The organism is Bacillus sp. CGMCC 1.60114, from assembly GCF_042676365.1.
GTDB lineage: Bacteria > Bacillota > Bacilli > Bacillales > Bacillaceae_G > Bacillus_A > Bacillus_A rhizoplanae_A.
In genome coordinates this window covers 474513-499501 of the sequence record NZ_JBHTHG010000118.1, presented here as the reverse complement: position 1 = coordinate 499501, position 24989 = coordinate 474513, and the positions used below count along the sequence as shown (strand labels likewise).

The 24989-nt window shown below is 35.3% G+C and carries 23 protein-coding genes, 1 pseudogene and 1 riboswitch; of the genes and pseudogenes, 10 read left to right on the top strand and 14 right to left on the bottom strand.

Going from position 1 to position 24989, the window contains the following annotated elements; genetic code table 11:
- Positions 1-176: 176 nt before the first annotated feature.
- From ACFQZ1_RS23840 to ACFQZ1_RS23825, 4 genes are all read right to left on the bottom strand, one after another.
- Positions 177-1304 (bottom strand): NAD(P)/FAD-dependent oxidoreductase, encoded by a 1128-nt coding sequence (locus ACFQZ1_RS23840; protein ID WP_377884640.1) that lies wholly within the window; start codon positions 1302-1304, stop codon positions 177-179.
- Positions 1305-1476: 172 nt separating this feature from the next.
- On the bottom strand, positions 1477-2772 hold the full coding sequence (locus ACFQZ1_RS23835) for an MFS transporter (RefSeq protein ID WP_377884639.1): 1296 nt from the start codon (positions 2770-2772) through the stop codon (positions 1477-1479).
- A 119-nt stretch (positions 2773-2891) separates the two neighbouring features.
- Positions 2892-4109: a MerR family transcriptional regulator gene (locus ACFQZ1_RS23830; RefSeq protein ID WP_377884638.1), complete on the bottom strand. Its 1218-nt coding sequence runs from the start codon at positions 4107-4109 to the stop codon at positions 2892-2894.
- Positions 4110-4180: 71 nt separating this feature from the next.
- Positions 4181-5659, bottom strand: a complete 1479-nt coding sequence (locus ACFQZ1_RS23825; protein ID WP_377884636.1) for an amidase family protein — start codon at positions 5657-5659, stop codon at positions 4181-4183.
- Between the two features lie 339 nt (positions 5660-5998).
- Here ACFQZ1_RS23825 and secY point away from each other — a divergent pair, with 339 nt between their 5' ends.
- A complete protein-coding gene (gene secY, locus ACFQZ1_RS23820; RefSeq protein WP_377884635.1) occupies positions 5999-7303 on the top strand; it encodes a preprotein translocase subunit SecY in 1305 nt (434 codons plus the stop codon).
- A gap of 94 nt (positions 7304-7397) precedes the next feature.
- Here secY and ACFQZ1_RS23815 read toward each other — a convergent pair whose 3' ends face one another.
- On the bottom strand, positions 7398-8315 hold the full coding sequence (locus ACFQZ1_RS23815; protein WP_377884634.1) for a DMT family transporter: 918 nt from the start codon (positions 8313-8315) through the stop codon (positions 7398-7400).
- 148 nt (positions 8316-8463) lie between these two features.
- Between ACFQZ1_RS23815 and pdxR the strand changes: the two genes are divergently transcribed.
- Positions 8464-9900 carry a MocR-like pyridoxine biosynthesis transcription factor PdxR gene (gene pdxR / locus ACFQZ1_RS23810; protein ID WP_377884633.1) on the top strand — a complete coding sequence of 479 codons (1437 nt, stop codon included), beginning with the start codon at positions 8464-8466 and terminating at the stop codon, positions 9898-9900.
- 15 nt (positions 9901-9915) lie between these two features.
- Here the strand turns inward: pdxR and ACFQZ1_RS23805 are convergent, their stop codons facing one another.
- From ACFQZ1_RS23805 to ACFQZ1_RS23790, 4 genes are all read right to left on the bottom strand, one after another.
- Positions 9916-10413, bottom strand: coding sequence for a DUF421 domain-containing protein (locus tag ACFQZ1_RS23805; RefSeq protein WP_377884632.1), 498 nt, complete (start codon positions 10411-10413; stop codon positions 9916-9918).
- A gap of 190 nt (positions 10414-10603) precedes the next feature.
- Positions 10604-10975: an ArsR/SmtB family transcription factor gene (locus ACFQZ1_RS23800; protein ID WP_377884631.1), complete on the bottom strand. Its 372-nt coding sequence runs from the start codon at positions 10973-10975 to the stop codon at positions 10604-10606.
- Entirely contained in the window at positions 10976-11395 is a 420-nt protein-coding gene (locus ACFQZ1_RS23795) for an SRPBCC family protein (protein WP_377884630.1), read from the bottom strand.
- 196 nt (positions 11396-11591) lie between these two features.
- On the bottom strand, positions 11592-12470 hold the full coding sequence (locus ACFQZ1_RS23790) for an SDR family oxidoreductase (RefSeq protein WP_377884629.1): 879 nt from the start codon (positions 12468-12470) through the stop codon (positions 11592-11594).
- Between the two features lie 211 nt (positions 12471-12681).
- On the opposite strand from ACFQZ1_RS23790, the gene ACFQZ1_RS23785 reads away from it, so the two are divergent.
- The 8 genes and pseudogenes from ACFQZ1_RS23785 to ACFQZ1_RS23750 form a co-directional block, all read left to right on the top strand.
- Entirely contained in the window at positions 12682-13134 is a 453-nt protein-coding gene (locus ACFQZ1_RS23785) for a PH domain-containing protein (RefSeq protein ID WP_377884628.1), read from the top strand.
- Between the two features lie 45 nt (positions 13135-13179).
- Positions 13180-13713: a nucleoside-triphosphatase gene (locus ACFQZ1_RS23780; RefSeq protein WP_377884627.1), complete on the top strand. Its 534-nt coding sequence runs from the start codon at positions 13180-13182 to the stop codon at positions 13711-13713.
- Positions 13714-13930: 217 nt separating this feature from the next.
- Positions 13931-14051, top strand: a riboswitch (glycine riboswitch).
- Positions 14052-14159: 108 nt separating this feature from the next.
- The gene (locus tag ACFQZ1_RS23775) at positions 14160-15527 is read left to right on the top strand and encodes an alanine/glycine:cation symporter family protein (RefSeq protein WP_377884626.1); all 1368 of its coding nucleotides are present in this window, start codon (positions 14160-14162) and stop codon (positions 15525-15527) included.
- A 262-nt stretch (positions 15528-15789) separates the two neighbouring features.
- Positions 15790-16752: an AAA family ATPase gene (locus tag ACFQZ1_RS23770; protein WP_377884625.1), complete on the top strand. Its 963-nt coding sequence runs from the start codon at positions 15790-15792 to the stop codon at positions 16750-16752.
- Entirely contained in the window at positions 16752-17957 is a 1206-nt protein-coding gene (locus tag ACFQZ1_RS23765; RefSeq protein WP_377884624.1) for a DUF58 domain-containing protein, read from the top strand. Before ACFQZ1_RS23770 ends, ACFQZ1_RS23765 begins: the two co-directional genes overlap by 1 nt.
- A 9-nt stretch (positions 17958-17966) precedes the next feature.
- Positions 17967-20195, top strand: a complete 2229-nt coding sequence (locus tag ACFQZ1_RS23760) for a transglutaminase TgpA family protein (protein ID WP_377884623.1) — start codon at positions 17967-17969, stop codon at positions 20193-20195.
- 259 nt (positions 20196-20454) lie between these two features.
- Positions 20455-21687, top strand: a complete 1233-nt coding sequence (locus ACFQZ1_RS23755) for a cytochrome P450 family protein (RefSeq protein WP_377884622.1) — start codon at positions 20455-20457, stop codon at positions 21685-21687.
- 36 nt (positions 21688-21723) lie between these two features.
- A pseudogene (locus ACFQZ1_RS23750) lies at positions 21724-22056 on the top strand (MFS transporter); the annotation flags it as partial.
- A 383-nt stretch (positions 22057-22439) separates the two neighbouring features.
- Here the strand turns inward: ACFQZ1_RS23750 and ACFQZ1_RS23745 are convergent.
- From ACFQZ1_RS23745 to ACFQZ1_RS23725, 5 genes are all read right to left on the bottom strand, one after another.
- Positions 22440-22862, bottom strand: coding sequence for an SRPBCC family protein (locus ACFQZ1_RS23745; protein WP_377884621.1), 423 nt, complete (start codon positions 22860-22862; stop codon positions 22440-22442).
- 25 nt (positions 22863-22887) lie between these two features.
- Entirely contained in the window at positions 22888-23355 is a 468-nt protein-coding gene (locus ACFQZ1_RS23740) for an SRPBCC family protein (RefSeq protein ID WP_377884620.1), read from the bottom strand.
- Between the two features lie 258 nt (positions 23356-23613).
- A complete protein-coding gene (locus ACFQZ1_RS23735) occupies positions 23614-24093 on the bottom strand; it encodes an SRPBCC family protein (protein ID WP_377884619.1) in 480 nt (159 codons plus the stop codon).
- 3 nt (positions 24094-24096) lie between these two features.
- Entirely contained in the window at positions 24097-24420 is a 324-nt protein-coding gene (locus ACFQZ1_RS23730; RefSeq protein ID WP_377884618.1) for an ArsR/SmtB family transcription factor, read from the bottom strand.
- A gap of 22 nt (positions 24421-24442) precedes the next feature.
- On the bottom strand, positions 24443-24940 hold the full coding sequence (locus ACFQZ1_RS23725; protein ID WP_377884617.1) for a DinB family protein: 498 nt from the start codon (positions 24938-24940) through the stop codon (positions 24443-24445).
- Between the last annotated feature and the right edge of the window lie 49 nt (positions 24941-24989).

The following is a 24989-nucleotide window of genomic DNA, read 5'->3' as shown; positions in this document are numbered from 1 at the left end:
TATAGGGGTACCGAAACATGGCCATCAAGCTAAGAAATCCTTTTCTCTTCACAACAAAAAAAGAATCTTACTTCTTATAAATAGTTGTAGAGAAAGAAAATTTTTGTTATGAATTATTTTATTTTTTAGACTGATAGGCATGTAGGCTACCCCTATATGTAGTACATACTATTTCTCTAATTCTTTGGTTGTTCAATTGCTCCGGATACATCATAATAACTAAGATCAAGTTCTGTCTGTTCACCAAGAGCAAGTTTCGCAAGTTCAGAACCTAAGTAAGGCCCTGCTGTTAGCCCAGAAGCACCAAGTCCGTTAGCAACTAGTATGCCTTCAAAGTTAGGTAATGCACCAATTACAGGAAGAAATCCGGGTGTAAATGGTCTATATCCGACTCTCGTTTCAAGTACCGTGCTATTTGATAGACCCGGAGCAATCGATAACGCTTTATCGAATACTTCATGTAATCCACCTGCTGTTACTCGGTAATCAAATCCAGTATCATTTTCATGTGTTGCACCTACTACAACACGACCATCTTCAAACGCAAGAATGTACTGGTCATTTGGTGGCATAACAACAGGCCAACTTTCTGTATTTATTTCTGGCATATGGAGATGAACAATTTGCGCTTTTTGGAATGTAACTAAGAAATTAACACCAAGCGGCTGCAATAACTCATTTGCCCAAGCACCAGCAGTTACGATTACTTGATTGGCTAGTAAAGTCTCACCATTTACTTCAATACCAATAACTCGATTATCTTCATGAACTAATGATCCATTTCCCTCGATACATACAGCACCGTGTTTTTTAGCTACATTTACAAGAGACTGACGAAGTGCTCTACCGTTTACACGAGCAGCACCGCTAATATGTACAGCACTATATTCTTCTGATAACGGCGGAAATAAGCTCTTTGTTTCAGAAGGTGATAGACGAGTAATTTCACCGATTTCTGGAGCGTCCTCACGTCGTTTATATGCCCGCTCTTCCATTTGATCTAATTTTTTCTCTTCTGTATGAATACTGATCGCACCTACACGTTTATAACCTGTATCTGTTTCGCCATCCGCTTCTAAATGTTGAATTAAAGAAGCATAGTAATGCGCCCCGCCTTTTGCGATTTGATACCAAGCTTTATTTCGGCGCTGCGAGAGCCAAGGACATACAATTCCCGCCGCTGCATCAGTCGCCTGTCCTAAATCTTGGCGATCAACTAATGTGACACGAGCTCCTGCTTTTGCAAGATGATAGGCAGTAGATGCTCCAAGAATCCCCGCTCCAACTATAATATACGATTTCATTTATAACACCTTTTCCTTTTTATTCTTTTATACGCTCCAGAAATTTGATCTATAAATGATCAAACACACCTTTACCTTTAAGGTAAAGGTGTGTATTCAGTATACTTAAAGTGGAGTTTTTTTCAACTATAAACACTGCTTTTGTTATACAATAAACCAGCGTTATTATAAATTAAGTGCTTATATTTTTTGAAGTCAATTCAAAGTTCAACTTATTCGATGAACGCATATTAAATAGAAAAAATAACATTCCTCCTGCAACGGGCATGACATAAGAAGGAATTAGATTTAATAGAACTCCTGATGCTATCATTGCCATAGGAAGCATCACTTTCGCAATACTAAGAACAATGCTTAGTACCCTACCCCTATATTCATCTGAAATCTCTTTTTGCATAAAATAAGATAGAGGGATATCAATAAGCGCTATGACCACTCCAAACAAGAACATGACAGCACTGTAAAAACAAGTATAAACGATGGAATTCATTTGTAAGCTTTTGAGAATGACGGGGACTCCTAAGATAATCATAAAAATTGATAAAGCAAAACTTAAATATTTCAAAAGAATGGAATAAGAAATCCTTTCTGTGATTTTTTTTACCAATAAAGCCCCTAAGATCATACCCACTGGGAAGGCCCCTTGGATCATACCAAACTCCCTTGAACTTAACTTTAGAACTGTATTAATAATATATGGTAGTGGGATAGTTACAGCGAAGCCGAGAAAGAAATTAATTGAGATTAAGATAATAAACGTGCTCTTAATGCTCTTTCTTTCGAATAAATAGGAACATCCATCCTTTATATCTCTAATCAAATGAATTTTCCCACCTAAATGATCTTCATTTGATTGGTGATTGAAAAGTTTGAAATGAATAAACATCATCGATAATCCAGAAAGGATAAAAGAAATTCCATTTATGATAATAAAAGTTCTAATATCAAAGATTGCAAAAGCAATTCCCCCTAACATCGGGCCCAGAATAGAAGAAACGGAATCAATTATTTTACTAATAGAATTGATATTAATCAACATTTTTTCAGACACGATGTTTGGCTTCGCCGCTTCTAACGCTATCCCAAAAAAAGTAGTAAACACCGTCAAAAAAAAGGTAGTTACATAAATGACGAGTAAGTTCAATTCATATTTCATACATAATATATAAACAGAAACTAACAGAATTCCGTTAAGTAGATCCATTATAACAACTAACGTCTTTTTATTGACCTTATCCGCGATCACTCCAGCAAACGGGTTGATGACAATCATCGGAATAACCCCTAATATAAGGCTAACTGCAAAACTTAACGCCGAACCTGTCAGCTTTAAAACGTATAATCCTAATGCAAAATTATAAATAGCTGTACCAAATATTGACACAGTCTTTCCTGTAGAATAAAGGAATAGGTTTTTTATTTGTTTTTGGTTCTTTTCATTTCTTACACTCATTTGTAATGTATCCATGAATACTCCACCTCGCTTAACTTTTTATATAACAAAGTGTACGCTGCTGGGTGAACCCGACAACAATAGGTGCAATCCATAAATTTTTAATGGAAAATGAAAAAAAGATAGGGTTAACCCTACCTTTTTCCAAAAAATGAATATGAATATATTTCTTCCCCCTGTACAAAGAAATTTTCATACTTTCCACCTCGATCAATATATTTTGAAGTCCTTTCCTCAAGGGGGATATACTCTAAACTATTGATGTTTTCCTTAATTTTTCTAGCTATAAAGTTGTCTCTAAATCTAGCTTCGATTTTGCTTTTGGTGCTAAAATTTTTAAAAGCAATAAATGATCCCAACAAGTAACAATCAGATTTGAATAGGGAAACCACTTCACGAAGCAAAAACTCCTCGTGTTCAAAGCTATAATTACTAGTACCTGAATGATCAATCACGATATCGACAGAGTATTCCTGTATCGGTATATCTAAAAAGTCAGCGCAAATAAAGAGAATGTTTCTTTTGAAACCAGTTCTCTCTAATACACCTTTTAAAAATCGATGCCGCTCTAAGTTGCGATCAATGGCAATATACAAGCAACTTTCCGGTAGGTCCCGAAAAATATTTCGCAGAAAAAAACCAACTCCGGATCCTAACTCAAGTAATACTTTATCGTTTAAGTCTAATTGACCAAGTTTCCTCTTTGACCATTCTCCAACTTTATGGATATTTTCCAAATAAGCTGGATCAGTTACATGAATATATTCAAGAACAAATTCTTCATGATGAGGGCCAGTAGTCGCTTGAAATGAATTACCAACCTTTAAAATGCCTGATTCAACAAGATATTCTTCACCACAATTGCAAATTAACTTTCCCTCCATAATTTGATTTCTATTTATCATTCCATCTTGAAGAATAAGTTTTTCACTACACCTTAAACATTTCAGCATATCGAGTACTTTTAAATCAATCCCCATCACCCAGCTTGAACCTTTAGATTTTGCTGTTAACTCATTTAATTTCGTCTTTAAATTGTCCTTTATTTCTACTAAATTATTTATTTCCTGCTCAACCTGCTTATATTTATCCATAAATAAAGATTGATAGTACGTATCATGTTCATAATCCGTAAATTCACCAAAATTTTTATACAGAAAAAATTTTTTAATCTCGTTTAAACTAAAGCCCATCCTTTTAAATTCTAAAATAATCTCTAAATCATTTTGACAGCGCTCATCAAAAAAATAATGCCCTCCCTTCTTTTCAGGTACAATTAACCCTAAATCCATATAATGCCTAATTGTATCAATACTCAATTTATTTACTTCTCCAAATTTACCAATCCTCACTATATCACTACCCGTACATATTATTTATTCATGAGTCCTTCTTTTCTTACACAAAACCACTTTTATATCTACTATACTTTTTCTATTAAACTAGACGGTTTTCGAAATTTTGTCACTTGCTCAAAAGCATAACCAATCTTAATTAAAGTTCCCTCGCTAAAAGCCGTTCCAGCAAAAGTAATACCAAATGGTCGCCCATTCTCCATATATCCTGCTGGCAAAGCAATTGATGGATAACCTGCTTTTGCAGAAAGAGTGGATCCTATATAAGAAGGAAATAAGATTGCATCTAGATTATATTTTTGAATTGCAAAGTCTATCCCTTCATTCTGTGAATAATAAAGGTCCTCTAATTTTGCCATTAAATATTCAGAGTTACTTAATGTATTTGGTAAAGACGCTCTATATTCAAGCATATTCTGTCCATATTTTAATGTTTTATCAGCATGTTTACTATTAAATTCTAATAACTCACGATCATTATGAACAGGAGCATGTGCTGGCAGTTGATAAAGATAGTTTCCTAAACTATGTTTTATCTCATGAGTTGGCACTTCATAACTCCATTTCCTATGAAAAGAAGGGATTTCAATATTCTCTATTACTTCAGCTCCCGCTTCCTTTAAGACTTGAATTACTTTATAAAATAACGATTCATCAAATTCACCCGGTAGAAAATTCTCTTCAGAAAATTGCTGGAACACACCAATGCGAGCTCCCTTTAATCCATTCTTATCTAAACATGCAGTATAATCTTGTACACTATTTCCTTCGCAGCAATAAGTGGCCGGATCTAGTCCGTCTTGACCACTTAATACACCCAATAAAAGAGCAGCATCTTCTACGGTTCGAGAAATCGGCCCTGCAGTATCTTGTGAATAAGTAAATGGAATAATTCCTGATCTACTAATCAGTCCAACAGTTGGTTTAATACCAACTACAGAATTTTGTATCGCTGGACTTAAGATAGACGCATCTGTCTCTGTACCAACTGATAATACTGTAAAGTTTGCAGCAACTGCAGCAGCGGAACCGGAACTGGATCCACCTACAAAAAATTCTCCAGGACCATAAGGATTAAGAGTCTGTCCTCCTCTTGCACTATACCCAGCCCACATTTTTAGCGACATTCCATTTGCTAATTCTGTCATATTTGTTTTACCGAGAATAATAGCTCCTGCGTCCCGAAGCTTTTTAACTAGAAACGCATCTTTTTGACTCACATGGTTTTCTAAAGCAAGTGTACCAGCACTTGTATGCATTTTATCTCCTGTTTCTATATTGTCTTTTAGTAAAACAGGAATCCCATGAAGAGGCCCTCGTTTTCCCTTTTTCTTTCGTTCATGATCTAATGATTCAGCAAGAAAAATTGCATCAGGATTCATTTCAAGTATAGCGTTTATATTAGGTCCAGCTTTATCATACTTGGCAATCCGGTATAAATAATACATAACAAGCTCTCTTGATGTGAACTTACCATTTTCCATTGCTTCTTGAATCATTGTAATTGTTTGTTCTTCTACATCTATATTATGTAAATGAAATTCCATATAATAAACCCCTTTGTTGAATTGTGAAACATAACTTATGTTCGTTATCAAATATGAAATTTCCTCTTTTCCATAAAGATGCTATAAAAAGTATACTTCTTGTATTTCCCGTTCTTTTTAGCCCTATCTATGTACAAATCCGCATTTTATAGTTATATTATGGTTATTGAGTTGTTACGAAAATATAAATATCGCTTCATTTTATATCCATAAACTGTATAGAAATCCATTTGTCATAATGAATTTTATTCGGAAGGAGGTTTGCAGTTTATACGTGAGGATATAAAAGCCAGTTTTTCTTTACTTGAAACCACTGGTAAACATATAGGAGGCGAAATGATGTTTCGTACAATTTCAAACTTTATGAGAGTGACTGAGATCAGAAGGAAAATCCTTTTTACTTTAGCAATGTTAATTGTTTTTCGGATTGGCACATTCATTCCAGTTCCTCATACTAATGCCGAGGTATTAAAAGTACAAGATCAAACAAATATTTTAGGAATGCTCAATGTATTTGGCGGAGGTGCCTTAAAAAACTTTTCCATTTTCGCAGTTGGCATCACACCATATATTACAGCTTCCATCATCGTGCAGTTATTACAGATGGATGTCGTTCCTAAATTTGCAGAGTGGGCAAAGCAAGGTGAAATGGGCCGTAAAAAATCAGCTCAATTTACCCGCTACTTTACAATTGTTCTTGCATTCATTCAGTCAATAGGAATGTCTATTGGCTTTAACAATATGGCAGGTGGACAATTAATAACTGATCCAGGTTGGAAAACTTATTTATTAATTGCTACCGTATTAACTGCTGGTACTGCGTTTTTAATGTGGTTAGGTGAACAAATTACTGCAAATGGAGTAGGTAACGGAATTTCAATTATTATTTTTGCAGGCCTTGTGGCAGGAATTCCAAGTATTATGAATCAAATATACCTACAACAAATTCATAATGCTGGAGATCAACTCTTTATGCATATTATAAAAATTGCATTAATTATTTTAGTCATTTTAGCAATCATCGTTGGTGTCATTTATGTTCAGCAAGCAAATCGGAAAATTCCTATTCAATATGCGAAAGCTTCTTCTGGAAACAATCCGTATCAAGGAGCAAAAAATACACACTTACCTCTTAAGGTAAATAGTGCAGGTGTAATTCCCGTTATCTTTGCCTCAGCATTTTTAATGACGCCGCGGACAATTGCACAGCTATTTCCAAACTCTGCAGTGTCCAAATGGATTAATACAAACTTGGATTTTACACATCCAATTGGAATGTTTCTATATGTTGGATTCATTATTGCTTTTACATACTTTTATGCCTTTATTCAAGTAAATCCTGAACAAATGGCTGAAAACTTGAAAAAGCAAAATGGATATGTTCCAGGTATCCGCCCAGGGAAAATGACAGAAAAATACGTAACAAAAATCTTATATCGCTTAACTTTTATTGGGGCAATTTTTTTAGGAACTATTTCTATTTTACCAATTATATTTACAAAAGTTTCTGATTTACCCGCTTCTGCGCAAATCGGTGGGACAAGTTTACTCATCATTGTTGGTGTCGCGTTAGAAACAATGAAAACGCTAGAAAGCCAGCTCGTGAAACGTCACTACAAAGGATTTATAAAGAAAGTGAATTAACGTTTTATACATAAACCTCTCATGTATCAATGTTTTAATGATACGTGAGAGGCTTTTTTAATACGTATGAATTAGATTTTTTTTATAATAATTCTTACATCTCTTTTTTCAATAACTTCCCTTGTCTCCAATACACCGCAAGTATAGAGCGATTCGCCATAAAAACACCAATCAAAATGAAACAAGCTCCTATTCCCATTTCTGGTTTAATTGGTTCACCTAAAAATATATATCCTGTTATAACAGCAATTAATGGTGAAACATAAAGCCAAGTAGATGGAAATACAGGGTTTGTTTTGGATAATAGCCAATAGTATAATCCATGACCACCAATCGATCCTATAAATATTAAATACAGAATAGGCCATTGAACGCTCCATGAAGTTAAGACAGATAGGTTTGGCTGCTCTACTAAGAGAGAAAAAACAATTAATAATAAACCTCCATAAAACATTTGAATTCCATTAATTAAAAACGGTGAGACATTTGGTAAATCTGATAAAATTTCCTTTGAACGAATCGTACCCATTCCGTAGAAAAATTCTCCTACTAATATAACAAGGCAAGCAACACTCCACATATAAGAAAATTGCTGCTGCAACCCCGGTAAAGAAATACACACTACTCCTATAAGAGCAAGTATAAGGGCAAAAAGTTGTTCCCTTCTCAATTTCATTTTCGTTCGTTTCGCTTGAAGCAATAAAATCATCATTGGACCTGTAGCGGAAAGAACAGCCGCTAATCCCGATGAGATATACTGCTCTGCCCAATATAAAGTTGCAAATGTCATAAATGTAAGACAAAAGCCAGCAAATATAATTCTTTTTGTTAAAAGGTATGGTATGATTTGTTTCCGTTTCACGATAAAAAACATGATAACAATTATACCTGCGAAAAAGAAACGAATCCCTGCTGAAAAAAGCGGCGGAGCCCCTGCTGCGATTCCTATTTTAATCGTTAAAAATGTCGTCCCAAAAATAATACAAATAAGAAGATAATTTAAAATAACCATAACGCTTCCTCCCTTTCATTGTTGAAATGAGTATAGAGGAAACGGTGTATAACAGTACATCAAGCTATATAACAGTTATATGAATTTTCTGTTGATAATAAAGTTTTTTTCAGTTTAAATGAAAATAAAAAGAAGATTAGGTGAGATAATGAAGATTGTACTCCGAAAAGAATCTAATATACCGTTCTACCAGCAAATATACGAACAAATCGTTCAGCGTATTCAAGGTGGAATGTCAGCGGATGGAGACGCTCTCCCTTCTCTACGTATTATGGCAGACGATTTAAAAATAAGTGTATTAACAGTTCGTAAAGCATACAAACAGCTTGAGACAAAAGGTTATGTATACATACAGCCAGGAAAAGGGGTTTACATAAGAGGAAAAAGAAATACTTCCCTAAACATACAGAATCCTTATGAATGGCAACATATGAAAGCTGTTAATGTGATTAGGTCTCAATATATTATCAATCGCCACAAAAAGTATTATGATTTTTCACAGGCCATTCTCTACCCACGTCTTTTACCTAATCCGTTTCTATCAAGCGAAATGCAAAAAATATTAGACAAAGACAAAATGATGTTAGCTACATACGGGCCTGTACAAGGTGATGAAGAGCTTCGCATGGAAATCTGCAAATATTTAAAAGACTATCAAGGATTAACAGCTGATCCTGCTCATTTATTAATTACAAGTGGTGCCCAGCAAGGGATTGACTTAATCGCTCAAACGTTATTAAAGCCTGGAGACACAGTAATAGTAGAGAGTCCATGTTACGGTGCTGCCATTGATGTGTTTGTTAACAAAGGAATTCATGTTATTCCCGTTGGGCTTGATGAACAAGGCATTCGTGCTGATTTAGTAGATGAGGTGTGTCAAAAGAATAATCCAGTTTTGTTATACGTGAATCCTGCTTTTCATAATCCTACTGGAACATTAATGAGTGAACGAAGAAGAAAAGAGCTTATAGAACTAGCAGAATTTTATCATTTTTTTATTATTGAAGATGACTCTTTTGGTGAGATCTATTTTAATAATATTGAGCTTCCGGCTCCTATTAAACATTTTGATAAGAACGGTCATGTCATTTATTTAAAAGGATTCAGTAAAACGTTAGCACCAGGGCTTCGTATTGCAGCCTTAGTCGCAGAAGGACCTGTATTTGATTGGTTATATGCTGCGAAAGCATTAATGGATATAGGTAGTCCACTAATAACGCAAAAAGCCATTCTACCTTTTTTGCGGACAGAAAGAATGAAGAATCATTTAGAAAAACTACGAACTGCCTTACAAATGCGTCGGGATGCTACGATAGAAACACTTGCACCCTTAACAGATATACTTCATTTTCAAATACCACAAGGTGGCTTTAACTTATGGATTTCCCTTCCGGACTCAATGAATTCATTTGCATTACTAAAAAAAGCAAATGAATTTGACGTTTCTTTTTTACCAGGAACAGCTTGCTTTGTTCACGAGTCCAAACACGAGTATATGCGTATCAGCTATTCTATGCTAAAAGATCAAGATTTAATTGTTGGATTACAAAAGCTACGTGAGATCATTTTCGATTTTCAAAAATAGGCATAATTATATTTCTTATTCTTTAGAAATGTATTGATGCAGTACATTTTCTAACACCTCACGAGTAACCGGTTGAGCTTGAGCAGTTAATTGATATCCGATACGACCATTTGGCTCTGCAGTTACTTGCTGTAACGTTTGAATATCATGAATTCCCTGTACTCTTAGATGCATAAATAATTGCTGTTCTGTCATTTTGGCACGTTTTAAATTGTTCTTTAAAAGTTCTCCATCTTTAATAAGAACGATATTATCACCATTTAGAAATTGCTCCACCTTTCGTGATTTCATTTCTAAATAATGAATTATAAGTAAAATCCCAGAAAATATACATGTAGCGAGTATAGTTGGTCCTATTTTCTTATTTAACACTGGTTCTACAATAATTCGCCCAATAGATACAACGATAATAATTTCAGCTCTCGTCATTTGACTAAGAGTTTTACTCCCCGTTAGCTTCAAACCGAGGATACCTGTAACGATTAGTATGATACTTTCGAAAACAATATTCATCTACAGTCCATTCCTTTAATGGCAATTTATGCATAGTATTGTCATTAATGAAATTCTTTAAAGACGTTTCACGTTTGTTTATGAAAATATAGTCCTCAAATTAGCTCTAATCATATTTGCCATATGAAAAAGAGTATGTTCAAAACAAATCGTTTCAAACATACTCTTTTTCATTTAGAAGGAAATTATCTTATTCCTCTTGTTTATTCAATTTTGTTTCAACAATCTTTAATCCACTGTTGTCTCCATTTTCAACCACATGTTTCAGAATAGATAATCTATTATTCCAAAATTGTTCGTAAAACGAAAGCCATTGCTTTAATTCTTGTAAAGGTTCCGGCTGCAGCTGATAAATTTTTTCCCTTCCCACCTTTTTTCCACTCACTAGCTTTGCTTCTGAAAGAATGTGAAGATGTTTTGTAACAGCTGTACGACTAATTGGAAAATGAGATGTTATTTCTGAAATAGGCAATTCTTTTTCTGCCAGTAATCGAAGTACCTCTCTGCGAGTTGGATCAGCAATCGCTTGGAATACATCATATGTTTCTGCTGATGGAGACACTTAGCCTTCAATAACCTTTTTAAGTTTTTCGTTGACAATACCCATCCAACCATATGCCATTTTATCGCGAACAATAGCACTTTTCTCGTTCGCTTTCGGAAGAATAAAGTCAGGGTCTTTCCAACCGCCATGAATTAATGTAAATTCTGTTTTATCTCCTAAATCTTTCAAAATAAAAGAAACAATCCAACCGTCTGTATCCCACGCAAAAGAAAGGTGATGAGGAGCATCTATTTCTAATACTTTACATGGAGATGGCCCAAAAGGAGATTGTATATGAAATTCATGCCCTACTTCTAGTTGAAAATCATTTGGCATAAACCATAATGCAATACCTTCCGCAGTTGATACTGTATCCCATACTTTTTGAATAGGTGCTTCTAGCACGATAGTTTGTTTAATATCTTGTAACGTATTCATATTACTTTTCCTTCTTTCCTAATTTTAAAATACAACCTTTTGGTTTCACTTCCATAGAATATAACACCTTTTGGTTTCATGTCAATATTAATTAACCTTTTAGCGATCATTTGAATATTGAAGACGACTAAAATAAATAAAAAACCCGTATGATTACGAGTTTTTATCTATTCTTTCCTAAATCAATGGAAATTCTTTATAAAGTATGTTGTACATGTTCTTCAAAATATTTTCCCCAATCAGGCTGTCTTCCATCTATATCTTTGAACTTATATTCTCTTGCTAATTCCCACGAACTAAGCGCTTTTCCTGTTTTCTTATGAACATTAGGATCACTCGCTAAAGCAGCAATTGCTCTTCCGATAAAAAATGGTGTTTCTGATGCAATGAAATGCGGATCTTTTTTTGCTCCTTCTTGCCAGTTTTCTTCTGTCACACCGAATATATCTAACATAGCTTCAGAACGTAAAAATCCTGGACTGACTGCAACAGATGTTATGTTGTAGGGAACTAAGTCTCTTGCCATTGCCTGGGCTAAATGAATTGTTGAAATTTTAGCGAGGCTATAAAACATATTCCCTCGATATTCGTAATCAACACCATCTGTAATTTCAATAACGAGCCCTTTCTTATTTTTCACCATAAGCGGAACACCGTAATGACTTGTTATTATATGAGAATGTACAGCTGTTGTTTGCATTTGGATTCCATTATTTAAATTATGTTCCCAAAATGGTACATTCCATTCTGTCAGCGGATCGCTTCCCCATACATCATTCACTAAAATATCTAACTGTCCATTCTGCTCTATTTCAATCTTCGCAAATAAAGCTGCAACATCTTCTTTCACAGTATGATCAACGCGAACTGCAATTCCTTTTCCACCATGCTTCGTTACAAGTTCAGCCGTTTCTTCAATTGTCTCTGTTCTTCCTATTGATGATAAATTTCCTTTTGTACTTCTTCCTGTCACATATACAGTAGCACCGGCTTCACCAAGCATCATCGCAATACCACGTCCGGCACCACGTGTTCCACCAGCCACTACTGCAATTTTTCCTTGTAATGGTTTCATGTGTTTCTCCTCTGCCATAATATTAGTTATATTTCATTTCAAGAAACGAACATCTTTCCTCTTTATTTTGCCATCTAAATTTCACAAAAACTACCTCAATTTCAATTTTTATTCCTTAACGTAACATCTTCCTAATTATACAAATGAAAATGTGGTAATATTTGTATATACCCCAAAAAAGCCATCATTTCTGGAAGGAGAAGGTGATGTAATGAGATGGAAAGTACGACGAGATCGAGGATATTGGTATATGATAATTGGAACCATTCTGTTATGTAATACACTTCTTTCTCTTCCACTTTTACTAGATAAAACATTGAATTCTGTGGATTGGTTCATCATTCCCAGTATCATTTTAATATTTGATTTATTTATGTTATGGATTATTTTTGGGATTCGCTATGAATTACGAGAAAAGAGTTTATATGCAAGGTGCGGTCCTTTTTGGTGCAATGTTCCCTATGAAAATATTACAAGGGTTCATCCAACTGATGATATGCTTATGGGGTTTCGCCCAGCAGCTGCATTTCACGGTGTAGAAATTCACTATCCAAATGCTACATTCGGCAGTGTCAAACTATCACCAGAAAACGAAGAATTGTTCATACAAACTTTAATTGCTAAGTGTCCTCATTTACAAAATAGTGAAATGAAACATCTCTAGTTCAACAAGTAGTTACTCTTACGACACAGGAGGAAGTATATCTTTATGGGAAATTATTTTTTTCTAACTGGAAAACCTAGGGTCGGTAAAACTACAGCTCTTAAGAAAATAATAAATGAAATTGGAGTAGAAAACTTTAGTGGATTTTATACAGAGGAGATTGTCGAGAACTCTAATAGAACTGGTTTTAGAATTATCTCTCTTACTGGGGAAGAAGCAGTAATTGCAGATGTTAATTCTAAAAGTGATATTAGAGTAGGCAGATATGGCATAAACGTTTCTAAATTTGAAAGGATAGCTATTCAATCTATTCAAAATAACGCAAAGAAGATTATAGTGATAGATGAGATTGGTCCTATGCAAATCGCATCTTCTAAATTTCTATCTACTATCAATCCATTCATGAGAAATTCTCAAACTGTGTTAGGAACAATATACTATGATTCTCATCCTAAAATAGATGAAATAAAGGCTAATAGTGAAATGGAAATTTATGAATTAACGCAGGAAAATTATAATGATGTGCTTACTAAAATGATATATGAAATACGAAAGACAAGCCTTTTTCAGCCTAAGTAAGCAGTTAAAAATTATTGATATATAAAATATTAATTATGAATCTATATATTTTTAATTCTTGACTTACAATATAAATCATGATTATAATAACTCATATTAATTTCATAGCATTCGGATGAACCATACAGGAGAAGATCCTTTGATCTACCGATGGGGCAAAAAGCTGGTCGGACAGCTTTGAAACTCTCAGGTCTTGTATTCAAGTAGAACTGTATGGGGACGAATCTCTGGAGAGACTCCCTCCTATTGCATAGCAAAAAGGAGGAAACAGAGCACCGAAGGAGCAAATCCACCATTACAGTGGATAATCTCTCAGGTAAAAGGACAGAGACAAGCGACAGAAAATACCGATTCCCGAATCGGTTTATTTTTCTATTCCTTGTATCTCCAGAGACCATTTCGTTTATATGAAATGGTTTTTTATTTTTTTGTAAAGGAGAATAGAGATGGAAACAGTAAGTCAAGTATTGGAAGTAATTAATCATTATGTATGGGGGCTGCCTACACTCGTACTGCTTGTTGGAACAGGAATCCTCCTTACGGTACGCCTGCGAGGCTTGCAATTTGTTAAACTATTATATGCACATAAGCTAGCATTCGGAAAATCAGAGGACAAATCTTCTAAAGGGGATATTAGTCATTTCCAAGCATTGATGACTGCGATGTCAGCCACTATTGGTATGGGGAATATCGCAGGCGTTGCAACAGCAGTATCTATCGGGGGACCTGGCGCAATATTTTGGATGTGGATTACCGCTTTGTTTGGAATGGCAACAAAATATTCAGAAGCTATCCTCGCGGTAAAGTATCGCATTCATGGAGCTAACGGTGAATACTCTGGTGGCCCAATGTATTACTTAGAACGCGGGTTAGACAAGAAATGGCTCGCTATATTATTTGCTATTTTCGGGACAACAGCTTCATTTGGAATCGGAAATATGGTGCAGTCCAACTCTGTTGCTCAGGCCATGAAAATTAATTTTTCCGTATCGCCTTTCGTGACTGGAATTGTAATGGCGCTTTTCATCGCAATAGTCATTTTAGGCGGCGTTAAAAAAATAGGAAAAGTAACAGGTTACTTTGTTCCGATTAAAGCTTTCTTTTATATACTTGCTGGACTTATTATTATTTTTTATCATATAGATCAAATTCCAGAAGCATTTCAGCTCATCTTTTCAGGTGCTTTTAACGGCACTGCAGCTGCTGGCGGTTTTGCCGGAGCAACAGTTGCTTCAGCTATTCAAATCGGGATGGCACGAGGTGTATTTGCAAACGAAGCGGGACTTGGAAGTGCACCAATTGCAGCAGCAGCAGCGAAGACTGATTCCCCCGCTAAACAGGCACTCGTATCTATGACAGGAACGTTCCTTGATACATTTGTCGTATGCACAATCACTGGTTTAGTACTCATTACAACAGGTGCTTGGAATTCTGGGAAAACAGGCGTTGAAGCGACGACCTTTGCATTCCAAACTGTATTTGGAAATGCCGGAAGTATGATTCTTGGCATTGCAATTATTTTATTTGCTTACTCAACAATGTTAGGGTGGTCATACTATGGAGAGAAATGTGTTGAATATCTATTTGGCCGTAATGCCGTTCGATACTACCGTTTCATTTTTGTTGGTATGGTCGCGTTTGGAGCAAATTTAAAACTAGGACTTGTTTGGACATTTTCTGATATCGCTAACGGACTAATGGCAATCCCAAATTTAATTGGTCTTATTGGATTAAGTGGAATCGTTGTTACAGAAACAAAGCGCTTTTTACAAACAGAAAAATCAAAGGATTCAAACAATCAGATTGCAAGTTAATCTAATTGAAAAGGCTGTAGAGTGCTTATTCTGTCACTATATAGCCTTTTCTTATTTGAACCATACTTTATTTACATGTCATCTAGAATCAAGACCAAATATTTTAAAAGTGTAGCGTAGGATTTTCCTAGCAGGTATAGAAATTATAATGTAATTAAAAGGAACAATCACCTCATAAATTAATACCACCACAACATACCCAAAGACTCAATTCTTATTTACATAGATCAAAAAAAAAGAAAATAAAATTAGGAGGCGTATAATGACACAGCTTGATTCATTACATCCAATTGTAGAAAAGATAATCAACAATATCGAAAAAGTAATGGTCGGAAAACGCAAAGAAACGATTCTGACCTTGACAGCTCTTTTAGCTGAAGGTCATGTACTATTAGAAGATGTTCCAGGTGTTGGAAAAACAATGTTAGTACGCACCCTTGCTAAGTCAATTGATGCCGATTACAAACGAATTCAATTCACACCTGATTTACTCCCATCAGATGTGACAGGTGTTTCTATTTATAATCCGAAAGAGCTGCAATTTGAGTTCATGCCAGGACCCATTATGGGAAATTTCGTGCTTGCCGATGAAATTAATCGTACATCACCAAAGACACAATCCGCCTTACTTGAATGTATGGAGGAAGGCAATGTCACAATAGATGGAATGACCCACCCGTTACCAAAGCCGTTTTTTGTAATGGCCACACAAAATCCAATTGAATATGAGGGAACCTACCCTTTGCCCGAAGCTCAACTCGACCGCTTCTTACTGAAAATGAAAATGGGCTATCCTACACCAGAAGAAGAATTCGAAGTTTTAAATCGGATGGAAAAAATAAATCCACTTTCCTGTTTACAGGCTATTATTACAATAGAAGAATTACTAAAATTACAACAAAGCGTACGAAAAATATATATAGAAAAAGATATCAAGCACTACATCATAAAGCTCGTCAATCAAACTCGATCATATAATTCTATACAGTTAGGTGCAAGTCCACGTGGCTCTATCGCCTTAATGAAAGCTTCTCAGGCTTACGCGCTCATTCATGACAGGGATTATGTAATTCCAGATGATGTTAAATTTTTGGCCCCTTATGTTTTAGCTCATAGACTTATTCTAAAAATGGAAGCAAAATTTGAAGGGATTACAGGAGAAAAAGTCATCACAAAAATCGTCGCACGAACTTCAGTGCCGATTCAACGGACGATAAATCCTTGATGAAACAGCTACTACGAGTAGTTTATAACATCGGAAAGTTAATGCTAATCCCTTTACTTCTTGTCTTAACATTTTTATATGCCATGATGCATGGAGGGTTTGTAAGTTGGTTTTTATTTTACAGCATTACTCCTTTTACCTGTTACTCACTACTCCTTCCCTTTTACGCCTTGCGAGATGCTAAAGTAAGACGGCTAACAAATGAGAAAGAATACATGGCTGGAGAACAATTTCGAAGCACTATTATAATAGAAAGAAAAATTCCCTTTCCCTTACTTTATTTAATAATAGAAGATGAACTTCCTCCACAATTTAAAAATTGCAAACAAGCAAAGGCTGCCAAAGTAATATTATTTCCAGGATTTAAACGAAATATTTCGTATCAATATGTAATTAACACTATACCTAGAGGAGAACACACTTTTTCAAATGTACGTGTAAAAAGTAGCGATATATTCGGTATTATTGAAAAAGATATCAGGTTTTCAGTTCCTAATACATTTTTAATCTATCCTCAATATGTAGATATAAATTACCGAAAATTAGAAAATCATTTCGAACAAGGAGCGCTCTCAGCAAACATAAATTTAACAAAAGATTCTACAATCTCAGTTAGTGTCCGGCAATATAAACCTGGCGATCGCTTTTCATGGATCGATTGGAAAGCAACCGCTCGCAAAAATAATATTATGACGAAAGAATTTGAACAGCAGCGTAGTCAAGATGTGATGATCTTTATGGATAGAACTCCATCTCCCCTATTCGAGTCGAATGTTACGTTTACAGCCTCTCTTGTCAAGGCTATCTTTAAACAGAATTCACCTGCGTCATTCGTATCTGTCGGAAAAGAACGGACTGTTTTCCCTTTGCACAACGGAGATATGCAGCTGCAACAAATCTTTCGTCATTTAGCAAAGGTGCAAGCAGATAGTATATTCCCGCTCTCTCAAACTGTAGAAATGGAATTAAGAAAAATGTATCACCCAGTAACAGTTATACTCATAACAAGTGACCTTTCTCCTGACATTCTAAAAGCAGCTGAAGGATTAGTACTGAAAAATAGAAAGCTGATAGTATTTGTTGTGAAAGAAAAAGCAAACCAATTCTCAAATCGCGAGCTGAGCATATTAGAAGCACTACAAAAGCGAAAAATATTTGTAAAAGTAGTTTATGAGAATCGTTATACAAATGTATTTTTTGATTGAGGTGAGCAAATGATGACACTACATACAAAAAATCAACGGGATATAAGTAGGTTCCTCATGTATTTATGTGGATTTCTTATGTTACTAGAATGGTTAAGACCGCTTATAAGTGTTACGAATATGGAGAGATTAGATATTTTTACAGCATTTATAGGGTTGTGCTTCTTTCTCTCCTTTTTGCAAACAAAATGGAAAATCCCTATAAAAATTGCAGTTATTTTATTCATTATTCATTCTCTATATTACAAAGGTACTTTTATTAATCCATCTTGGATAATAACATTCTTTTCTGATATTTTCCGAAATATCACTTTTCTCTTTCAAACAAATTGGCAAGGTCTTTCCACAGCTTTTCGTACCTTTTCATTTTTGCTGTTGCTCTGGTTTTTATGTTCACTCATCTCTTACTGGGTGATTCGTCAAAAACATAGACTATTATTTCTTATATTGACCATTATTTATATCACGACTTTTCATAACTTACACTTATACAACGCCACTCATGCAATTATTCGCACCGTTGTCATAGGCTTTTTTATGCTTAATCTTCTTCATCTCGAACAAATAAAAGCGACTGAGCACTTACGACAACATTCCAAACTGATATCAAAATTACATATACCAATTGCGATATGCATTGTATTATCGGTAGTCATCGCATATTTTGCTCCAAAGTTTGGCCCTCAATGGCAACATCCCATCACTTTTTTTAAATTCGATACATCTGCAACAAGTAAGAAAGCCGAAGTTTCAAAAATCGGATACAGTGTAGATGACTCTCAACTAGGTGGCCCTTTTAAACCAGATAATACAATTGTTTTCACAGCACAAACGCAAAATAGTCAATATTGGAGGGTAGAAACAAAAGACTTTTATACCGGAAAAGGTTGGGAAGTTTCTGAGGAGCCAAAAAAAAGTTATTTTAAGAATAAAAACAATATAGTGAAGTGGTATGAATCGAATACAAAAACAAGTACAGCCGTAGCAACAATTCATATGCAAAAAAGTTATCCTCATCTTATTTATCCTGAAGGATTAGTATCAGTTGAAACTCTTTCTGATGTATCATTCAGCGTTGATCCGTTTTCAGAAAAAATTTATACGATGAAAGAAAGCTCCTCTACTTCGTTAAAAGAATATAAAGTGACTTATGAAATTCCTCAGTTTTCCATAGAAAACTTAAAAGCTGTAAAAACGGGTGAGTGGATGGAAACGAGTCCTTATTTTATAACAAAGTATACACAGCTTCCCGGATCATTACCACAACGAGTAAAAGACTTGGCGATACATCTTACAAAGGATAAAATCACTCGATATGATAAAGTAATAGCTATCGAAAGCTACTTCGCAGACAATTCTTTTATCTATGAAACAGAGCATGTTGTAGTACCTGCCAAAAAACAAGATTATGTAGATCAATTCATTTTCGATACGAAAAGCGGCTACTGTAATAATTTTTCAACGTCCATGATTGTATTACTTCGTTCTGTTGGTATTCCCGCTCGTTGGGTAAAAGGTTATACCGAAGGCACTCTAGACAATACATTCGTTAATTTAGAAGGTGATAGCGTCTATAAAATTACTAATAATGAGGCACATTCATGGGTGGAAGTTTATTTTCCAGGATACGGTTGGGTTCCGTTCGAACCAACAAAAGGATTCAGCAACACGTATAACTTTATAAATGACTCTCCGGCTTCTGGCTCACAAAATAGTGAAGTGATTAATCCTAACAACGATCAAATACAACAGCGAAATAATGAAGCCAAGCTCAAAAATTTAATAGAAAATACCGAAGAAGTCTCAACTAAGAAGATTACGAATTCCAAAAAAGAATTTTCTTGGTGGTACTTATTCCTCTCTATAATATCAATGATTGTACTTGGCTACATTCTCTTTACTACTAGAATGAAGTGGCTTACATTTTTCATAATCCTCCACTATAAATACCGAAAAGGTAATGCTGTTTATCCAAAGGCTTACAATGCACTCTTAAAACAATTTGCAAGAATAGGCATTCCCCGCAATGAAAGCCAAACATTACGAGAGTACGCACTCCGTATAGATACATTTTACAATTCGACTGATATGCAACAACTTACTCTTAGTTATGAGAATACTATGTATCAAAAAGGTCAGGCCGCATCAGAATGGAAAAAATCCGTACAATTATGGGAACAACTTATGAAAAAAGCAACTTCTCCGCCTAAATCAAATGACTTCGATACAGTGATTTAATTTTGATAAAGCAAATAAAAAAAGTTTACTCGTTATTAACAGATTTTCATATACTGTTAGATGCTTGTTTACTTTTTCTCCTAATCGAGTTAAGAAAGAAGGAATTCTTTTCTTTGCTCTTGAAGAGAAATATATTCATTTGATTACGTCTAAGAATCAGATGACTCGTTTTTGTAACATGAACGGTCATGGGATTGTACGGTAAAGAAGAGTATAAATGCCATATTATTCACTAGTTATACTGACAAGGAGGAAACTAATGAAAAAAATCAATATTGGCGATTTTAACTCGCCGGAAACTATGCGTAATCCGATTATGTTCTATAAAAACCTCATCGAGCAACAAGAGCGTCTCTTTTACCTTGATGACTTTTATGGTATGGGAGGGGCATGGTTCGCATTGCACTATGATGATGTTGTTACCATACTGAAAGACCCCCGTTTTATCAAAGATTTGCGGAAATTCACACCGCCCCATGATAAGCAGAAATCCATTGAGAAGAATACATCTGTGGATAAACTGTTTGAATGGATGATGAATATGCCGAATATGCTTACGGTAGACCCTCCTGATCATACGCGCCTACGTCGGCTAGTCTCCAAAGCCTTTACACCGCGTATAATCGAGAATCTTCGTCCCCGTATTCAGCAAATTGCCGACGAATTGTTGGCTGCTGTACAGGAACAAGGAAAGATGGATATTATTGCGGATTTCGCTTACCCACTACCCCTTATTGTCATTTCAGAGATGCTTGGGATTCCCGCAGCTGATCGAAACCAGTTTCGCGAATGGACACAAGAACTCATGAACGCCGCTCTGGATCCTCGTCAGGTGACTGCAGTTACTGCAACACTTGAAAAGTTTATTCATTACATCGAAGTATTGCTGAACGAAAAGCGCCTAAATCCTGATGATGATTTGATGAGCGCACTAGTTCAAGCGCAAGAGCAAGAAGACAAATTAAGTAAGAACGAGCTTCTTTCGACAATCTGGCTGCTCATTATCGCCGGACATGAAACGACAGTCAATCTAATCGGTAATGGCGTACTGGCGTTGCTTCAACATCCCGAACAAATGAATTTACTGCGGCACGATCCTTCCCTGCTCCCTTCCGCAGTCGACGAACTATTGCGCTATGCTGGTCCAATTATGATTGGTAATCGTTTTGCTGGTGAAGATATGACAATGCATGGAAAAAAGATTCGCAAAGGCGAATTAGTTCTGTTCTCTCTGACTGCCGCAAATATTGATCCACAGAAATTCCCTTCTCCAGAGACATTGAATATTACACGGGAGGAAAATAATCATTTAGCATTTGGCACTGGTATCCATCACTGTTTGGGAGCTCCACTAGCACGTCTAGAAGGACAAATCGCATTTGGCACATTGTTACAGCGGTTTCCTAATCTTCGCCTAGCAATCGAACCGGAACAACTGATTTATAACTATAGCAAATTCCGTTCTCTTGCAAATCTACCAGTGGTTTTCTAACCTGTGATGCGACGTTAGTACCCATGCTGGTCCAATTATTTGTTGGTTTATTATTTAGGGTCTTATCTTATTCCAATGATTTTTATAGTATTCATTTGGGGAATCGTACATTCCGACAGTTTAATTATTGGTCAAACATAGTTAATAAGTGAAGCAAAAGAAGCTCCGGAATTTGGCAATAGCTTATTCGTCTCGTTTTCCAACCTTGGAATTACTTTAGGAACCTCTATTGGCGGCTGGTTCATTTCTCAACTAGGCATTCACCAGCTTATCTGGAGCGGATTTACATTTACACTGCTTTCGTTTTTATTGATCATCATAAAACTAAAATTTTTCAAATCTAGTAGCCAAGCTGTTGCTTTGAAATAAAGTTTGATCAAAATTATCTTACAAACACGTATTTTACAGTAAATTAAAAGGATTCATTTTGGATATAGTTTAGTCAAAATGAATCCTTTCTTCTAAATAATCTTTCAGTTTTATAAAAAAGTTTAATCAAAACTCATTTCGACGTCTTTGATTTAAGAGATCAAGCATCTCATCTTTTTTATAAACGTTGTAACTTTATTTTAAAGCTACAACAAGCACATGAATTTTTGTAAACAAATTGGTTATGAAAATACAAATCAACAACAAGTATTTAGATTGAAATTTTGATTAAAAATTTTTCTCTTGTGTAAACTGCATGAATTGTGTCGTTCTACAGAGAAATCCCCAGGTTTGTGTCGCCAGACAAAAGATTAATCAGATAGTTATTTAACTAATGCTGCCCTCAAATTAACACCATATTCCAAATATCCCTTTAAACAGGTCAACATATAAACCCAACCCTCTTTATTATCAATCAATTGACTTATTAACTCATTATCATTTTCTTTAAAGCCTTCTTCGTTAACTTCAATAATTGTACTCGAATTATCCAATTCTTTTAGCGTAATTGTAACAATATGTCCTGCCGCCCATTGGTACACAATTTTCTTATTTATCTCGACTTCCATTATTTCTATATCTACTTGAGCATCGTATTCATTATATCTCAATGTAACCGTCTTGCCTTGTTCCCATCTTTCGGAGCTCGATGAGAACCAAAAATTCCTGATTTTTGAAGGATCTACAAATGCTTCAAATACTTCATTAGTTGGCTTTAATATTTTCATTTTTGTAAGGTTGTTCATACTAAATCAACTCTCTTTTTGTTTATTAACGATCCATCATCTTATTGTCTAGGTTTTCAAGTACAAATGGCCAAGCGTGTTCGGCTTGATTCCTTGACTCCTCATCTGGAAATCCTGCTTGAGTAAGATATAGCTTTGTGCCATATCCGTGAGGTTCAAGCTTAACCGTGACAACTGTTTCAGCTCCTTTTGTTCCTTCAGCGCCCGTAACCCATGTCAATTCTACGAGATGGTTTTGCTCAAGTCTTAAAAATCGTCCGTAATGTGGATGACGCTGTGCCTCACTATGTACATCAAATTTGTAGATTGTCTCAAAGAAAAAGACTTCATTGACCTCTGCCTTCATTAGTACTGATCCAGGTGCTGCAAACCAGTGGTCAATCTGCTCTGTCCACCCTTTGAACAGCGCTTCCGGCGAAGAATTCATTAATCGTTCAACTGTTAGATTAAACGGTCTCGATGAGAGGTCCGGTATTGTAATCGGATTTTTCATTTAAACATATCTCCTTTTGGAAAATAGTGGTGTTTAGTTTATTACAACAATCCTGTGATTGCCTTTGGTGTCAATAGGTTTCACGTTTTGAAAAAGCTTTTAAATTACTTAAAATAGCTGGTCATCTATTGTTAAATTCTCAAACGTATCGTCTTTATTCACGATGTCCGCAGGTGTCCTCTAACGGGAGATCGTTCTACAACACCTGTGCTACACGGATATTACAGATCCATCATCTTTAGTTGAATATTAAATTCACTATAATTGTTTAACTATCCTTACATACTTCTCATGCCATTTTTCCCATTCGCTTTTTGGGAAGTCCATATATTGACCGTCCAGTAAAGTACTGAACATATCTAGACATACATGCCATCCAGCTAAATCTTTTGAAGTATGATCACTCAGGGTAGGAATAAATTCTTTTAATACTAATAAACAACCATCATCTTTTGGAAATAACTCGAATCGAACCCAACCTTCTCCCCATTCGTATTGCAAATATTCCAGTTCTTTGAAATCTATAATCGAAATATCAATAGATTTCCCCGTCCCGTCGTTCATATTGAACTTAATCATTCCGCCTTTTCGAAGGTCTACAACTTGTAAGTTTGGCATCCATTTTTCCAATTTCCCATTTTCAGTTAATGTGGCCCAAACCTTTTCAACTGAATGATGTAGTGGTCGATTATATGTGGCTACATATCCATCCTCAAACTTCTCTACAACTGCTAGCATACATTACTCCTCCTCATCTAATAATTGTTCTAGCATATCTAATTTGTCTGACCAGTACTTTCGATAAGGTTCTAACCAGTTATCAATTTCTGCAAGGGGCTCCGCATTCAAATGGTAAATATTTTTTTGAGAATCCTTAATGATTCTCACTAGCCCAGCTTCCCTTAATTTTCGAAGGTGTTTAGAAACTCCTGGCTGACTTAATTGTGTACACTCAACTAATTCCCCAACAGACCTTGGTCGTTTTCTGAGAAGATCTATAATTTTTCTACGGTTTTCCTCAGCTATTACTTCAAACAAACTTGTGGTGTATTTTTTCTCGCCCATATTCATCACATTCCTATACATTTTATAACCACTCAGTTATATTACCGAACGGAAATGAATGAGTCAAATAGAATCCCTTAATTTGTTTAATATGATGGTTGTCATGTTCCACCATTCCTTTAAAATATTCATTTACTGTCATTTCCTTTGATCCTATATGAAAAATAATCTCTAAATTCCTATCTACTAACGCATCTAATAATCTTTGTCTCGTTTCACAGACCTCTTGAATTAGTTGTGCCTTACTAATTCCTGAATGTGCATACTCCTCCGCCAACCTATTCATATCTTCTAGATTCACCTTAGATTTTGGAAGTAAATCCCCATTAACCATACCTTCAAGACGTTCCTCCAAAATATATCGATCCCAATACATGAAATGAGAGATAATTGCAGCCGTTGACCATTTCCCTTGACAAATAGGACTAAAAAATAATTTTTCATTTACTGCCTCTAAAGAAATGAGAAAAGGGATTAACTCATTTAATTCTCCTATAACGCAATGAATTGACTTTCTCAAAATTCTCATCTCCTTTCACAATAGTTTGTTCATATGGACTCATCTCAAA